This window comes from Streptomyces aculeolatus (assembly GCF_020400605.1).
GTDB classification, from domain to species: domain Bacteria; phylum Actinomycetota; class Actinomycetes; order Streptomycetales; family Streptomycetaceae; genus Streptomyces; species Streptomyces aculeolatus.
Map to the genome: position 1 here is coordinate 97524 of NZ_JAINRD010000014.1, position 14468 is coordinate 111991.

Sequence of the window (14468 nt, forward strand, 5' to 3'; positions counted from 1 at the left end):
GCTCTCTTCGGTGGGATGCTTCGGTGGAATGAGGGAGGTACGGGGTCGGAGGAGTGCGGTGTACGGGCTGCCGCGGCCCTTCACGCCACCGCTCTGCGCGCCAGTGCCGCCGCGGCGGCGCGGTCCAGCCGGCCGTCGGCCACCGCCGTGACGACCCGCCGCGTCAGGCTCTCCCCCGGCGCCAGCGGCACCCGCGCGGACCAGGCCAGCGCCGAGCCGACACCGGGGTAGTCCCGGGTGCGGACGAACCAGGGGTCGCGGCGCGTGGCGTCGGTGGCGCCGGCGAAGACCAGCGTCCAGGCGTCCGACGCCAGCGCCAGCCAGCGGGCGGGCCGCCCGTGCACCGCGTCCTCGCCCTCGGCGGCCGCGGTGAACACCCGCGGCGGGCGCTCCGTCCGGGGCGCCCGCCAGAAGTAGCCGCCGTAGCCCGCGCCGGGGCGGCCGTTGGTGGCGGGGCTGCCGAACGAGACCGGTGCGCCGGAGACGTTGGTCAGCGCGAACGACACGCCCAGCGCCCACGCCCCGGCGCCCGCCGGGGCGACCGCGACGGCCCGGCGCTCGCGCAGCACCTCGGCGCCGTCCGCGTACCAGCTCAGCTCCTCGACGAAGCCGTCCGGGTCGCGCAGCAGCCAGCCGGCGTGCCGCTGCTCGCCGTGGTTGTCCAGCTCGGTGGGGCCGCGGCCGCGGACGTAGGTGCGCCCGCCCCAGAAGTTCGCGCCGGCCACGTCCGGGACGGCGATGCTGACGCCGAGGTGGTGCGGGTGGTCGCCGGGCATCAGCTCGGTGACCGGCACCCCGGCCAGGGTGGTGAGCGGGTGGAGGTACGGGCGCGGGGACAGCCGGCGGGCGAGGTGCGGGCGGTGGACGTAGCGGCCGACGCGGCGGCCCGCGCAGGACAGCAGGGTGGCGGCGTCGGCGCCGGTGCGGTTGCGGGAGGGGGTGGTCACGCGTGGCTCACCTCGCTGCCGGCGGCCCAGGGGGCGCCGAGTTCGGAGTAGAGGGCCAGCCGCTCGGCGCCGGCGGCGACGAGCGCGTCGATGCCGGGCACCACGCGGCGCACGGCCGGCGGGGCGGCGGCGGCCGGCCCGGCGCCGTCGGCCGGTGCGGTGCGCCAGGCGGCGGCGGGCAGCGGCACGGGGTCGGGCGCGGTGCGTACGGCCTCGACGACCCGCATGAACGCGCCGCCGTCCGCGACGGGCGCGAGCAGCGGCGTGCCGGCGCCGAGGTGGTCGAGGAGGTTGGTGAGGAGGTCGGTCCGCGGGTACGTGATCTCCTCCGGGCCGTGCCCGGCGCGCTGGACCAGGACGCGGTCCTCCTTGTACCAGAGGGTGATCCGGCCGGTGGTGCCGTGCACCATCACGTACGGCTCGGCCGCCCGCTCGGCGCACAGCGTGACGGCGGCGACGATCTCGGTGCCGCGGGCGGTGGTCAGCCGCAGGCAGGAGGTGTCGTCGGCCTCGATGTCGTGGGCGCGGTACAGCTCCGGCTCGATGCCGGCGACCTCGCCCGCGCGTACCGTGCCGTCCAGCGCGAGCGCGGTGGCCACGGCGTGCGCGAGCGGGTTGGTGAGCACCCCGTCGACCACGTCGACGCCGTCGAGCCGGCGCCGCCCGGTCCAGGGCGCGCGGCGGAAGTACGCCTCGTCGCGCACCCACGCGCCCGCGGCGCCGATGCCGCGCACCGGGCCGACGGCGCCTCCGGCGACGAGCGCGCGGACGGCGGGCAGGGCGTGCGAGCCGAGGGACTGGAAGCCGATCTGGCAGGCGACGCCGGCGGAGCGGCAGGCGGCCTCGATGCGCTCGTAGAGCGCGAACGACGCCGCGGGCGGCTTCTCCAGCAGCAGGTGCACGCCGTACGCGGCGGCCACCACGGCGAAGTCGGCGTGGGTGGGGATCGGCGTGGAGACGACGGCCAGCCGGGCGCCCGTACGGTCCAGCAGCGCGGCGAAGTCGGCGCCCTGCGGGACGGGTTCGCCGGCGAACTCCGCGTCGGCGAGCGGGCGGGTCTCGCAGATCCCGGCGAGCACGACCCGGCCGGCCCGCTCCAGCCGGCGGATGTTCGCCAGGTGCCGCCGGCCGTGCCCGCGGGCCCCGGCCAGCACGACGGGCACGGAAGCGGGCGTACGGGGGCTGTGGGCCGTCATCCCTTCACCGCCCCCGCGCTGAAGCCGGTGATCAGCCACCGCTGGATGAACGCGAAGACGATGACCACCGGCACCGCCGCGATCACCCCGCCCGCCGCCAGCGCGCCCAGGTCGACGCTGTCGGCGCCGATGAGCGTGTTGAGGCCGACGGGGATCGTCTGCTTGTCCTGCTCGCTGAGGAACATCAGCGCGAAGAGGAAGTGGTTCCAGCTGTGCACGAACGCGAAGGACCCGACGGCGATCAGCCCGGGCCGCAGCAGCGGCAGCACCACCGCGCAGAACGCCCGGAAGCGCCCGCAGCCGTCGACCCAGGCGGCCTCCTCCAGCGCGTACGGCACGTTCTTGATGAACGTGCTGATGAGGATCAGCGACAGCGGGAGCTGGAAGACCGTCTCGGCGATGACGACGCTGCCCAGCGAGTTGATCATCTGGAGGCTGCGGAAGATCTCGAAGAGCGGGACGAGCATCAGCGCGCCGGGGATGAACTGCGAGCACAGCAGCCCGAGCAGGAAGACCTTCTTGATCCGGAAGTCGAAGCGGGCCAGCGCGTAGCCGCCGGCGAGCGCGACGCCGGTGGTCATGACCAGCGTGGCGGCGCCGACGAGCATGCTGTTCTGGAAGAAGGTGGCGAAGCTGCGCTCGGTCCACACCTTGTCGAAGTGCTCGAACGTCATCGGCCAGGGCACCAGCGAGGTGGAGCCGGCGGGGCGCAGCGCGAAGAGCAGCATCCAGTAGAACGGGATGAGCGTGAACAGCAGGTAGAGCCCGAGCGGGACCCATATCTGCCAGCGCGGCACCTCGTCGTACGGGCGCCGCCTGCGCGCCCGGCCGCGGCGGGCCGGCGGTGCGGTCGCGGCGCCGCGGGCGTGCGGGGGCGCGGCGAGCGCGGTCGGAGCGGTGCTCATCGGTTGTCGCCTCCGAACTTGCTCAGACGCAGGTAGAGGATCGAGCAGAAGAGGAGGATCACGAACGCGACCGTGGTCAGCGCCGAGGCGTAGCCGAAGTCGTGGCCGTGGATGCCGGTGTTGGCGACGTACAGCGGGAGGGTGGTCGTCCGGCCCGCGGGGCCGCCGCCGGTGAGGGTGTAGAGGAGGTCGACGTTGTTGAACTCCCACACCGCGCGCAGCAGCGTCGACAGGATGATCGCGTCCCGCAGGTGGGGCAGCGTGATGTGGACGAACTGCCGCAGCCGCCCGGCGCCGTCGACCGCGGCGGCCTCGTAGAGGTCCCTCGGCACGGACTGGAGGTCGGCGAGGATGAGGATGGCGAAGAAGGGCACGCCGCGCCAGAGTTCGGCCAGGACGGCGGCCCAGAAGACGGTGCCGGTGTCGGAGAGGACCGAGGTGCCGTACTCGCCGATGCCGGCGTCGGCGAGGTAGCGGCTGACGCCGGTGGCGGGGTTGTAGAGCAGCATCCAGATCGTGGTGGTGAGGACGCCGGAGACGGCCCACGGCGAGAACACCAGCGCGCGGGCGAACGCGCGGCCGACGAAGGTCTGGTTGACGATCAGTGCGAGGGCGAGGCCGAACGCGAGCTGGAGGCCGACCTCGACGACGACCCACTTGGCGCTGAAGGCCAGGGAGTCCCAGAACAGCGGGTCGTCGGTGAGCAGCGTGGTGAAGTTGTCCAGGCCCGCGAAGCCGTCGCGCCAGGGCTTGGTGACGTTGTAGTGCCGCAGGCTGTAGTAGAAGACGCTGAGCATCGGGTACGCGATAAAGCCCAGCATCAGCAGTCCGGCGGGGGCGATCAGCAGATACGGGAGGCGCCGGGAGCCCCGGCCGCGGCTTCCCCCGCGCCGGTCCTCCGCGCGCCGCCGGGCCGTTCCGGGCGGCCGCGCCACGGCTTGGGCCATGTCTGCTCCTATCGGTGCCGTCGAAGCGCTTCGCGAACGTCGTTCGATGAGTCGGACAGGTTCTGGCGGGGTGGGACGGGAGTGGTGCGGGGCCGGGCGGTCAGCCCGCGTAGGGCTCCGGCACCCGGCCCGTACGGGCCAGGAAGGCGAAGTCGCAGCCGGTGTCGGCCTGCGTGATCTGGTCGGCGTACAGGGCGCCGTAGCCGCGCTCGTAGCGCGGGGGCGGCGGCGTCCAGGCGGCGCGGCGGCGGGCCAGTTCGGCGTCGCCGACCTCCAGCCGCAGGGTGCGGGCGGCGACGTCGAGGGTGACGAGGTCGCCGTTCTCGACGAGCGCGAGGGGCCCGCCGACGTACGCCTCGGGGGCGACGTGCAGCACGCAGGCCCCGTAACTCGTGCCGCTCATCCGGGCGTCGGAGATCCGCACCATGTCGCGCACGCCCTGCTTGAGCAGGTACGCGGGGATCGGCAGCATCCCGTACTCGGGCATGCCGGGGCCGCCCAGCGGGCCCGCGTTGCGCAGCACCAGCACGTGGTCCGCGGTGAGCGCGAGCGCGGGGTCGTCGATGGTGCGCTGGAGTTCGCGGTAGTCGTCGAAGACGGCGGCGGGCCCGGTGTGCGCGAGCAGCCGGGGCTCGGCGGCGACGTGCTTGATGACGGCGCCGTCCGGGCAGAGGTTGCCGCGCAGCACGGCCACCCCGCCCTCGGCGGCGACGGGGTTCGCGCGGGTCCTGATCACCTCCGCGTCGTGCACCCGGGCGCCGGCGAGCCGGTCGCGCAGCGGGCCGGTGACGGTGGGCCGGTCGAGGTGCAGCACGTCGGCGATGCGGGAGAGCAGCGCGGGCAGGCCGCCGGCGAAGTGGAAGTCCTCCATGAGGTAGCGGCCGCCGGGCCGTACGTCGGCGAGCACCGGCACGGTGCGCGCGATGCGGTCGAAGTCGGCGGGGGCCAGGGCGACGCGGGAGCGGCCGGCCATGGCGACGAGGTGGATGACGGCGTTGGTGGAGCCGCCCAGGGCGAGGACGGTGGCGGCGGCGTCCTCGTACGCCTCGCGTGTGAGGATCCGGTCGGGGGTCAGGTCCTCGCGGACCATCCCGACGATCCGCGCGCCCGCCGCCGCGGCCATCCGCTCGTGCCCGGAGTCGACGGCGGGGATCGAGGAGGCGCCGGGCAGGGTCATGCCGAGCGCCTCGGCGGCGGCGGTCATGGTGGAGGCGGTGCCCATGGTCATGCAGTGGCCGGGCGAGCGGGCGAGCCCGCACTCCAGCTCGGCCAGCTCGCAGTCGCCGACGAGGCCGGCGCGGTGGTCGTCCCAGTACTTCCACATGTCCGTGCCGGAGCCGAGGACTTCGCGGCGCCAGCGGCCGGGCAGCATCGGCCCGGACGGTACGAAGAGGGCCGGCAGGCCGGCGCTGGCGGCGCCCATGAGGAGCGCGGGGGTGGTCTTGTCGCAGCCGCCCATGAGCACCGCGCCGTCGACGGGGTACGAGCGCAGCAGCTCCTCGGTCTCCATGGCGAGGAGGTTGCGGTAGAGCATGGGCGTGGGCTTCTGGAAGGTCTCCGAGAGCGTGGCGACGGGGAACTCCAGCGGGAAGCCGCCGGCCTGCCACACGCCGCGCTTGACGGCCTGGGCGCGCTCGCGCAGGTGGGCGTGGCAGGGGTTGATGTCGGACCAGGTGTTGAGGACGGCGACGACCGGCTTGCCGAGGTGCTCCTCGGGCAGGTAGCCGAGCTGCCGGGTGCGGGCGCGGTGGCTGAAGGAGCGCAGTCCGGCGGCGACCCCGTCCCCGTACCAGCGGTGGCTGCGCAACTCGCGCCCCTGCCCGGGCCCTTCGCCGGTCATATCCCCCACCCCCGGACGATCTCCGCGACCCGTTCCCGTACCGGCTCGGGCAGCAGCCTGCCCGGCGGGCGCACGTCGCGGCGGGCCAGGCCCAGGGTGGCCAGGGCCTCCTTGACGACGGAGACGTTGTCGGCGGAGGCGTCGGCGGCGCGCAGGTCCTCGAAGGGGCGGATCTGCTCCCAGACCCGCATGGCCGCGGGGTAGTCGGCGGCGCGCAGCGCCTCCAGCATCGCGAGCGACACCTTGGGCGCGACGTTGACCAGGCCGGAGGTGAAGCCGGTGGCGCCGCAGGCCCAGTAGGCGGGCGCGTACAGCTCGGCGAGCCCGGCGACCCACGCGAACCGCTCCGCCCCGGCGTCGCGCGCGAACGCCGCGAAGCGGGCGGCGTCGGGGACGGAGTACTTGACGCCGACGACGTTGGGGCACAGCTCGCCGAGCCGGGCCAGCCGGGCGCCGTCGAGCCGGTCGCTGCGGATGTACGGCACGACGCCGAGGCCGGGCACGGCCTCGGCGATGGCGCGGTGGTAGTCGACCCAGCCGCTCTGCGAGACGTACGGGTGCACGGGCTGGTGCACCATCACCATCTCGGCGCCCGCCTCCCGCGCGTGCCGGGCGGCCTCGACTGCGGTGGGCAGGTCGTGGCCGACGCCGACGATGACGGCGGCCTCGCCGCGGACCTCGGCGACGGTCAGCTCGGTGACGCGGCGGCGCTCGCCGGGGCCGAGGGAGTAGAACTCGCCGGTGTTGCCGTTGGGGGTGACGGTCCGTACGCCGCCGTCGAGGAGGCGGCGCAGCAGCGCGCGTAAGGCGCCCTCGTCGATGGCGCCGGCCGCGTCGAAGGGCGTGACGGGGATGGCGACGGCCTCGGCGAGCGCGGGCCTGAGGTGGTCCATGGGGCCGGCCTTCCTGTCGGGGGCGGCGGCTTCGGGCAGCGCCTGGGCCGCGGTCATGCGGGGAACGCCCGGGCAAGGAACGAGGCGATGTGGTCGTGCAGCGCGGCGCCCGCCGCCTGTGCGTCGCCGGCGGCGGCGAGCCGGAGGATCTCCCGGTGCTCGCCGGCCTCCCGCTCCCAGGAGGGGTTGGCGGACCAGGCGACGGTGGAGACCAGCGCGGCCTGGTCGCGGAGGTCGTCGAGCATGCGGCTGAGCAGCGGGTTGCCGCAGGGCAGGTACAGGGCGCGGTGGAAGTCGCGGTTGGCGAGGCTGCGGTCGGCGGCGTCGGGCGCGGACTCGGCGCGCGTCAGGGCCTCTTCCGCGGCCTGCAGCGAGGCGTCGAGCGCGACGGTGCGGCGCAGCGCCTCGGGTTCGAGCAGCAGGCGGACGTCGTAGACCTCGCGGGCCATGGCGGCGTCCACGGTACGCACGGTGACGCCCTTGTACTGGCTCATCACCACGAGTCCGGAGCCGGCCAGCGTCTTGAGCGCCTCGCGCACGGGGGTCTTGGAGACCCCGAACTGCGCGGCGAGGTCGGCCTCGACGAGCGGCTGTCCCGGGGTGAGCTTGCCGGTGAGGACGGCGTGCTTGATCGCGTCCTGCACGAACTGCGTGCGGGAGGGGATCGGGCCTGGAGCGAAGGTCATGGGTGCCCTTGGATATCTCAGGTATCGCGTCTCATATATGACGTACGAAGTACGACGCGCTGAAAGTAGGGCGGCACGGAGGGTTCGTCAATGGGTGCGGCAGCACGACTTCCGCGCCGCCGCGGGGAGTCGGGCGGCGGACGCGGGTGGCGGCCCGCGGCGTACGGGCGTCGGCCCGGACGGCGCGTACGGCTCAGGCGGTGCAGCCGGCGCGCAGCAGCGCGGCCTCGGCGAGGCGCCGGGAGACGGTGACGGGGTCGGGCACGGCGGAGAGCCCGTAGAGCACGGTGGCGCCCTCGTGGATCAGCAGCAGCTCGTCGGCGAGCAGCCCGGGGTCCGCGGCGCCGGCCCGCTCGCACAGCTCGCGCAGGTAGCCGCGCAGCCAGTGCTTCTGGTCGGCGATGACCTGGCGCCCGGCGTGCCCGGGGTCGGTCAGCTCGGCGGCGGCGTTGACGAAGCTGCACCCGCGCGGGGACTGCCCGCCCATCCAGGTGCCGAGTGCGTCGAAGGTGGCGAGGATCCGGTCGCAGGCGGTGCCGCCGGCGGCGGTGCGCTCGACCTCGGCGGGCAGCCAGGTGCGCCAGCGCTCGTCGCGCCGGCGCAGGTAGGCGGCGACGAGGGCGTCCTTGGAGCCGTAGCGGTCGTAGATCGTCTTCTTCGTCACGCCCGCCCGGCGGGCGATGAGGTCCACGCCGACGGCGGTGATGCCGCGGTTGTAGAAGAGCGTCTCCGCGGCGTCCAGGATCTTCCGCGCCGCGGGCGTGAGCCGCGGCTGCACCGCTGTCTGTGCCGCCATCTGCGACCACCTCCGCCGCCGAGTATACCGACCTGTTTAGTACACTGGCCAAAGCGAGTAAACCGATCGGTTTAATCAAGGAGGTCAGCATGGGTGTCACGGCCATATCTGCCGGTCTCGTCGCCTTCTGGAGCTCCGGCTTCATCGGCGCCGAGCTGGGCACCCGCGAGGCCGCCGCCGACACCCTGCTCATGTGGCGCTTCCTCGCCGCGGCGGCGCTCTTCTGCGGCGGCTGGCTGCTGCTGCGCCGCCGCCGGCTCCCGCGCCGGGCGCTGGGCGAGCAGGCCGTGATCGGCGCCCTGTCCCAGGGCGGCTACCTGGGCGCCATCGTCTGGGCCGTGGGCCTCGGCGTCCCCGCGGGCAGCGCGGCGCTGATCGCCGCGCTCCAGCCGCTGGCCGCCGGCGCGCTGGCCGGGCCCCTGCTCGGCGAGACGGTGAGCCGGCGGCAGTGGGCGGGTCTTGCGGTGGGGCTCGCGGGCGTGGCGCTCGTCGTACGGGACGACCTCGGCGGCACCGGCGCGGCACCGCCGTGGGCCTACGCGCTGCCCTTCGCCGGCATGGCCGCGCTGCTCGGCGCCAGCTTCCTGGAGCGCCGGGCCCGCTCGCCGCTGCCGCCCGCCGACGCGCTGCCCGTGCACGTGCTGGTGAGCGCCGTGCTCTTCGGCGCCGTCGCGCTGGCCGGCGGCCGGGGCGCGCCGCCCGCGGGCGGCGGCTTCTGGCTGGCGGTGGCGTGGGTGGTGGTGCTGTCCACGGCCGGCGGCTACGGCTTCTACTGGCTGAGCCTGCGCCGCAGCGGCGTCACCGCGACCAGCGCGCTGATGTACCTGACGCCGCCGGTCACGGCGCTGTGGGCGTACGTGATGTTCGGCGAGGCACCCGGCCTCCTGGCGGTCGCGGGCATGGCCGTCGCGGCGGCCGGGGTGGCGGCGGCGACCCTGCGCACGGGGGCCGCGCGGCGGCCGGCCGGCGACCCGGGACGTACCGGCTCCGGGAAGGTCCTCGTCCGGCGGACACGGGAGGAACCGCGGACCGGGGCCGTTCGTTAGCCCGTGCATGACTGCGATGACCCCTGGCTCGAACCTACCGCTCAGCGCCGCCCGGGTGGCCGTGGACGTCACCGCGCCGGTGCGGCTCGACGTCTCGGGCCTCCTGCTCACCGCCGCCGGCAAGGTGCGCTCCGACGACGACTTCGTCTTCTACAACCAGCCCTCGGGCCCCGGAGTGACGCACCAGTCGGCGGGCGCCGGCGACAGCATCACGGTGGACACCGCAGGCGTGCCCGCGGACATCGAGAAGATCGTGGTCACCGCCAGCCTCGACAGCGGCACGTTCTCCGGCACCGAGCCGACGGCGACGGTGCGGGACGCGGCCAGCGGCGCGGTCGTCGCCACGTTCACGCCGCCGCAGCTGTCGAGCGAGACGGCGCTCGTGGTCGTGGAGGTCTACCGGCGCAACGGCACGTGGAAGGTGCGCGCCGTGGGCCAGGGCTACTCGAACGGGCTCGCCGGCATCGCCACGGACTTCGGCGTCAGCGTCGACGAGCCGGCGCCCGCACCCGCCCAGGCCGCGCCCGCCGCACCCCCGCCGCCGCCTGCCCCGGCCGCCCCGCAGGCTCCGGCCGCGCCCCAGGCCCCGCAGGCGCCCGCCGCCCCGGTGCCGCCCGCCGCCCCCATGCCGCCGGCCGCGCCGGTGCCCGGCTCCATGCCGCCGCCCCCGGGCCAGTGGGGCGCCCCCGCCGCCCCGCCCGCCGCTCCCCCGGCGCCCGGCGCGCCCGCCCCCGGCGGCTTCGGCCCGCCCCCGGCCGCCGCCCCGCAGCAGCCGGGCCAGCCGCCGGCCGCGGCCGGGCAGCCCGGGAAGGTCAACCTCGACAAGGGCCGCGTCAACCTCCAGAAGAACCAGACGGTCTCCCTGGTCAAGGGCGGCCGGCCGCTGATGAGCACGGTGAAGATGGGCCTGGGCTGGGAGCCCGCCTACGGCGGTGGCAGGCGCCGCGCCAAGTCCATCGACCTGGACGCCTCCGTCATCGCGTACGGCCCCCAGCGCAACAAGATCGACAACTGCTTCTTCGGGAAGCTCCAGATCCTGAACGGCGCCATCCAGCACTCCGGCGACAACCTCACCGGCGAGGGCGCCGGCGACGACGAGGTCATCACCGTCCACCTCGGCGGCCTGCCCCCGGAGGTCACGGGCCTGGTCTTCACGGTCAACTCCTTCTCCGGGCAGAAGTTCACCGACGTCGCCAAGGCGTACTGCCGCCTGCTGGACGGGCAGACCGGCGAGGAGCTGGTCCGCTTCGACCTCACCGGGTCCGAGCCTCGCACGGGCGTTCTCATGGCGAAATTCATCAAGCAGTTCAGCGGCGAGTGGGAGATGACCGCCCTCGGCGAGTACGTCGACTCGCGCACCGTGAAGGGCATGGTCAAGCCGGCCGCGGCGGCCCTCTAGCCCGTACGGCACGCAGGCGGCGGGGCCCGGTCCGCGACCGTGCCCCGCCGCTTTCACGTGCGCCCTCCGGCTACGCCAGGTCGCGCACCCGGATGTTGCGGAACTCCACGACCGACTGCGTGTCGTGGTTCTGCAGCCCGATGTAGCCCTCGGCGAACTGCCGGCCGCTGGTGCCCGGGTCGTCCGGGCGGCCCGGGAAGGGCAGGCCGGGCTTGTTCTCGAACTCGTTGATGACCTCGCCGTTCCGGATCACCGTGTACTGCTGCCCGACCACCCGGATCTCCAGGTCGTTCCACACGCCCTTCTCCGTGGGCTTCGCGGCGGCCAGGTCGAGGTCGGCGAAACCGTAGACCGAGCCGGTCTTGCGCGGGTCGTTGCCGGAGGTCTCGGCCGAGTCGTTGATCTGGATCTCGTGCCCGCAGTTGACGGACACCCACGCCGGGTCGTTGGTCCGGCACTCCGGGTTGGCCGCCGGGTCGACGCCCGGGAAGCGGACGAAGACGCCGCTGTTGGAGCGGCCGTCGTCCGCCCGCTCGTCGCGGAACTGCAGCCGCAGCGAGAAGTCGCCGAACTCCTCCTTCTCGTACCAGAGCAGCCCGAGCCCGCCGCCCGCCGGCTCCGGCCCTGTGGCCATCGAGCCGTCGTCGTTCAGGTCGAAGCCGCGCCCGCCGACGTAGCCCCAGTCGTCGAAGGACTCCTGGCTGCCGTCGAAGATCACGTCGTACGGCGCGGGCCCGTGCTTCCCGCCGATGCCGGACTGCGCCGCGGTCACGACCAGCCGGGCGTACTCCCCCGGGCCGATCACGTCGGCGCGCAGCAGGGAGCCCGACACCTTGGCGGTGTGGGCCGTGAACGCGCCCCGGCTCTGCCAGGCTCGCTCGTCGTCGATGAGGTCGTTGACCGTGCAGCCGCCGCCGGCCGCGCGGTTGGGCACGCCACTGTCGTCGTCCAGGAAGCGGACGGTGGGGCGGGCGTCGGGGGCCGCGCAGGTGGTGTCGCCGGCGGCGGTCGCGGACTCCCCGGCCGCGGTCGCGGTCGGGGCGAGCAGTCCGCCGGCGAGGGTGGCTGCGGCCAGGGCGGTGCCGGCGAGCGGAAGGCTCGTACGACGCATGGTGTGGCTCCTCGGGTGGTGTCGTCGGGCATACGGGTCAAGGGGCCGTGGGGGGATGCGGTGCTACGGCGCGGAAGGTGCCCGGAGCCGGCCGGTGCGGTCCCGGCTCCGGGCGCGCCGCGCCGCCGCTGCCGGCCGGCGCTCCCCTCGGGGCGCCGGCGGCAGTGCGGTGGCGGCGTGCGGGCTCAGCCGCTGCCGAGGTGGAAGCTGTCCAGCTTGAACTCCCCTCCGGTGAACACCAGGTACAGCGACGTCGTCCCCGCGGGAGCGTCGGTCACCTCGGCGCCCACCTCGCTCCAGCCGCTCGCGCCGCCCACCGGGGCGGTGGCGAGCACCGGCCCGTCGGGCGCGCCCGCGCGCAGTTCCACGGCGCCGTCGGCGCTGCCGGCGGCGTCGACGCGGGCGGTCAGGCGGGTGAGGCCGTCGAGCACGTACGGCTCGAAGGCGATCCACTCGCCGCCGCCGCCGGTGACGGCCCGGCCGCCCTCGGCGCCGCTCGCGGAGCCTGCCGCGGCGCCCTCCGCGGTGTCGAAGTGCTCGGCCTGGCGGTGCGCGGGCTGGAGCTTGTGCTCGGCGCTGGTGTTCAGCGCGGGCACGCCGGCCGTGGCGCCGCCGCCGTCGGTGTAGCGGGCGCGGATGAGGCCGAAGAGGTTGGCGTTGTCGTCGTGCCGGTCCTCCTCGAAGGTCTCGATGGTGCCGGTGCAGCCCTCCTCGAAGGTCATCGGGTGGCCGTGGGTGTCGTGGCCGAGCGCGTAGTCGACGCGCACCCGGGAGCAGTCGATCTCGCCGTCCTCCGCGTCGGTGACGGCCACCTCGAACGGGATGGCGTCGCCGTACTCGAAGACCGTGCCGTCCGCCGGCAGCGTCAGCTCCACCTCCGGCGGGGTGTTGCCGACGACGACGCGCACGGCGGAGGTGCCGGTGTTGCCGTCCGGGTCGGTGACGGTGAGGACGGCGGAGTACTGGCCGTCCTTGCCGTAGTTGTGCGTCGGGTTCTGCTTGCCGGAGGTCTTGCCGTCACCGAAGTCCCAGCGGTAGCTGAGCTGTTCGCTGTCCTGGTCGGCGGTGCCGGCCGAGGAGAACGCGACCTTCAGCGGCGCGTGCCCGGTGGTCGCGTCGGAGGAGGCGACGGGCACGGGGGCGAAGCCCTGGGCGGCGCTCTGGATGCGGTACAGGGCCGAGTTCTGGTCGCCGTTGAAGAAGCCGGTGCCGTAGTCGAGGAAGTACAGCGCGCCGTCGGGGCCGAACTCCATGTCCATGATCTTGCTGCCGGACGAGAAGTCCTCGATGGCGCCGACGCCGCCGTCCTCGTTCACGCCGATGGTCTTGATCCACTCGCGGCCCTGCTCGCCGGCGAAGAACAGCTCGTCGTAGCGCTCGGGGAGCTGGAGCCGGGAGTCGAGGTCCGGGTCGTGGCGGAAGACCGGGCCGGCCATCGGGGACTCCGAGCCGCTGCCGAACTCCGGTACGGAGTCGCCGTCGTAGGCGATCCAGGCGGACTGGGCCGGGGGCAGTTCGGTCAGGCCGGTGTTGCGCGGCGACTCGTTGCGCGGCGCCGCGCAGTCGAACGCCTCGCCGGACGCGCCGGTGGCGAAGTCGTAGTCGATGTAGGCGTCGTTCGCGCCGTGGCAGTACGGCCAGCCGAAGTTGCCGGCCTCGGTGATCCGGTTGAACTCGACCTGGCCGCCGGGGCCGCGCGCCGGGTCGGCCGCGCCGGAGTCGGGGCCGTAGTCGCCGACGTAGACGGTGTCGGTCGCCTTGTCGACACTCATCCGGAACGGGTTGCGGAAGCCCATGGCGTAGATCTCGGGCCTGGTCTTCTCCGTGCCGGGCGCGAAGAGGTTGCCGTCCGGGACGGTGTACGAGCCGTCGGCGGGGTCGACCTTGATGCGCAGGATCTTGCCGCGCAGGTCGTCGGTGCTGCCCGCGGAGCGCTGCCCGTCGAAGGACGGGTTGCGGGTCTCGCGCTCGTCGATGGGCGTGTAGCCGTCGGAGGAGAAGGGGTCGGTGTCGTCGCCGGTCGACAGCAGCAGGTTGCCCTCGCTGTCGAAGGCGATGTCGCCGCCGTTGTGGCAGCACCGGCCGCGGTCGGTGCCGACTTCCAGCACGGTCTGCTCGCTGCCGAGGTCGAGGGTGCCGTCCTGGTTCAGGGTGAAGCGCGAGAGGCGGTTGACGCCCTCGTACGCCTCGAAGTCGGCGGGCTCGCCGTCGCTGGGCGCGATGCCGTGCGGGGTGTCCATGACGGGCGCGTAGTAGAGGTAGACGGCGCGGTTGTCCTCGAAGTCCGGGTCCACGCCGACGCCTTGGAGGCCGTCCTCGTCGTGCGGGTAGACGGGCAGTTGGGCGGCGACGCGGGTGCCGCCCGCGGCGCCGGTGTGCCAGAGGGTGCCGTCGCGCGAGGTGTGCAGCACGGCGCCGTCGGGGAGCACGGCGAGCGCCATCGGCTCGCCGACCTGGTCGACGCCCTTGGCGAGGGTGACCTGTTGCAGGTCGGGGGCGGCGGGGCCGTCCTGGGCCGCCGGCGGTGGTTCGTGTGCGGCGCCGGCGGCGGCCATGCCGGGGGCGAGGCCGCTGCCGAGGAGCAGGGCTCCCGCGAAAGCCGCCAGCGCGGTGCGGAGTCTCGGTCGTGTCCTGTTCACGTTGCGTCCTCCCGTGGGGTGACGGGTGCGGGGCATCGTTTCGCGACATACCTGACATGCGTG

At 74.5% G+C, this 14468-nt stretch carries 12 protein-coding genes; 2 read left to right on the forward strand and 10 right to left on the reverse strand.

What is annotated here, in order from left to right; translation table 11 throughout:
- Positions 1-80: 80 nt before the first annotated feature.
- The 8 genes from LG396_RS22745 to LG396_RS22780 all read right to left on the reverse strand — a co-directional run bounded on the left by LG396_RS22745 (position 81) and on the right by LG396_RS22780 (position 8210).
- Positions 81-947: a DUF6807 domain-containing protein gene (locus tag LG396_RS22745; protein WP_225796170.1), complete on the reverse strand. Its 867-nt coding sequence runs from the start codon at positions 945-947 to the stop codon at positions 81-83.
- Positions 944-2143 (reverse strand): Gfo/Idh/MocA family protein, encoded by a 1200-nt coding sequence (locus LG396_RS22750; protein WP_225796171.1) that lies wholly within the window; start codon positions 2141-2143, stop codon positions 944-946. The genes LG396_RS22745 and LG396_RS22750 overlap by 4 nt, the downstream gene beginning before the upstream one ends.
- The gene (locus LG396_RS22755; protein WP_018835724.1) at positions 2140-3048 is read right to left on the reverse strand and encodes a carbohydrate ABC transporter permease; all 909 of its coding nucleotides are present in this window, start codon (positions 3046-3048) and stop codon (positions 2140-2142) included. Before LG396_RS22755 ends, LG396_RS22750 begins: the two co-directional genes overlap by 4 nt.
- The gene (locus tag LG396_RS22760) at positions 3045-3995 is read right to left on the reverse strand and encodes a carbohydrate ABC transporter permease (protein WP_225796172.1); all 951 of its coding nucleotides are present in this window, start codon (positions 3993-3995) and stop codon (positions 3045-3047) included. Before LG396_RS22760 ends, LG396_RS22755 begins: the two co-directional genes overlap by 4 nt.
- Positions 3996-4095: 100 nt before the next feature.
- Positions 4096-5835, reverse strand: coding sequence for an L-arabinonate dehydratase (gene araD, locus LG396_RS22765; protein ID WP_100302345.1), 1740 nt, complete (start codon positions 5833-5835; stop codon positions 4096-4098).
- Positions 5832-6728, reverse strand: coding sequence for a dihydrodipicolinate synthase family protein (locus tag LG396_RS22770; protein WP_225796218.1), 897 nt, complete (start codon positions 6726-6728; stop codon positions 5832-5834). The genes araD and LG396_RS22770 overlap by 4 nt, the downstream gene beginning before the upstream one ends.
- A 53-nt stretch (positions 6729-6781) precedes the next feature.
- Entirely contained in the window at positions 6782-7414 is a 633-nt protein-coding gene (locus tag LG396_RS22775) for a GntR family transcriptional regulator (RefSeq protein WP_225796173.1), read from the reverse strand.
- A gap of 193 nt (positions 7415-7607) precedes the next feature.
- Entirely contained in the window at positions 7608-8210 is a 603-nt protein-coding gene (locus tag LG396_RS22780) for a TetR/AcrR family transcriptional regulator (RefSeq protein ID WP_018835719.1), read from the reverse strand.
- 89 nt (positions 8211-8299) lie between these two features.
- On the opposite strand from LG396_RS22780, the gene LG396_RS22785 reads away from it, so the two are divergent.
- Together LG396_RS22785 and LG396_RS22790 are read left to right on the forward strand one after the other, a co-directional pair.
- Positions 8300-9256: a DMT family transporter gene (locus LG396_RS22785; protein WP_225796174.1), complete on the forward strand. Its 957-nt coding sequence runs from the start codon at positions 8300-8302 to the stop codon at positions 9254-9256.
- Positions 9257-9272: 16 nt separating this feature from the next.
- Positions 9273-10655: a TerD family protein gene (locus LG396_RS22790; protein ID WP_225796175.1), complete on the forward strand. Its 1383-nt coding sequence runs from the start codon at positions 9273-9275 to the stop codon at positions 10653-10655.
- Positions 10656-10725: 70 nt separating this feature from the next.
- Here LG396_RS22790 and LG396_RS22795 read toward each other — a convergent pair whose 3' ends face one another.
- A complete protein-coding gene (locus LG396_RS22795; protein ID WP_225796176.1) occupies positions 10726-11766 on the reverse strand; it encodes a 3-keto-disaccharide hydrolase in 1041 nt (346 codons plus the stop codon).
- A 185-nt stretch (positions 11767-11951) separates the two neighbouring features.
- The gene (locus LG396_RS22800) at positions 11952-14321 is read right to left on the reverse strand and encodes a PQQ-dependent sugar dehydrogenase (RefSeq protein ID WP_225796219.1); all 2370 of its coding nucleotides are present in this window, start codon (positions 14319-14321) and stop codon (positions 11952-11954) included.
- Positions 14322-14468: the final 147 nt, after the last annotated feature.

What these genes read in the sequence shown, in the direction of transcription:
- LG396_RS22750 (WP_225796171.1), bottom strand. Translation starts at nt 2,143, where the DNA reads ATGACGGCCCACAGCCCCCGTACGCCCGCTTCCGTGCCCGTCGTGCTG.
- LG396_RS22755 (WP_018835724.1), bottom strand. Translation starts at nt 3,048, where the DNA reads ATGAGCACCGCTCCGACCGCGCTCGCCGCGCCCCCGCACGCCCGCGGC.
- LG396_RS22760 (WP_225796172.1), bottom strand. Translation starts at nt 3,995, where the DNA reads ATGGCCCAAGCCGTGGCGCGGCCGCCCGGAACGGCCCGGCGGCGCGCG.
- araD (WP_100302345.1), bottom strand. Translation starts at nt 5,835, where the DNA reads ATGACCGGCGAAGGGCCCGGGCAGGGGCGCGAGTTGCGCAGCCACCGC.
- LG396_RS22770 (WP_225796218.1), bottom strand. Translation starts at nt 6,728, where the DNA reads ATGGACCACCTCAGGCCCGCGCTCGCCGAGGCCGTCGCCATCCCCGTC.
- LG396_RS22775 (WP_225796173.1), bottom strand. Translation starts at nt 7,414, where the DNA reads ATGACCTTCGCTCCAGGCCCGATCCCCTCCCGCACGCAGTTCGTGCAG.
- LG396_RS22780 (WP_018835719.1), bottom strand. Translation starts at nt 8,210, where the DNA reads ATGGCGGCACAGACAGCGGTGCAGCCGCGGCTCACGCCCGCGGCGCGG.
- LG396_RS22785 (WP_225796174.1), top strand. Translation starts at nt 8,300, where the DNA reads ATGGGTGTCACGGCCATATCTGCCGGTCTCGTCGCCTTCTGGAGCTCC.
- LG396_RS22790 (WP_225796175.1), top strand. Translation starts at nt 9,273, where the DNA reads ATGACCCCTGGCTCGAACCTACCGCTCAGCGCCGCCCGGGTGGCCGTG.
- LG396_RS22795 (WP_225796176.1), bottom strand. Translation starts at nt 11,766, where the DNA reads ATGCGTCGTACGAGCCTTCCGCTCGCCGGCACCGCCCTGGCCGCAGCC.
- LG396_RS22800 (WP_225796219.1), bottom strand. Translation starts at nt 14,321, where the DNA reads ATGGCCGCCGCCGGCGCCGCACACGAACCACCGCCGGCGGCCCAGGAC.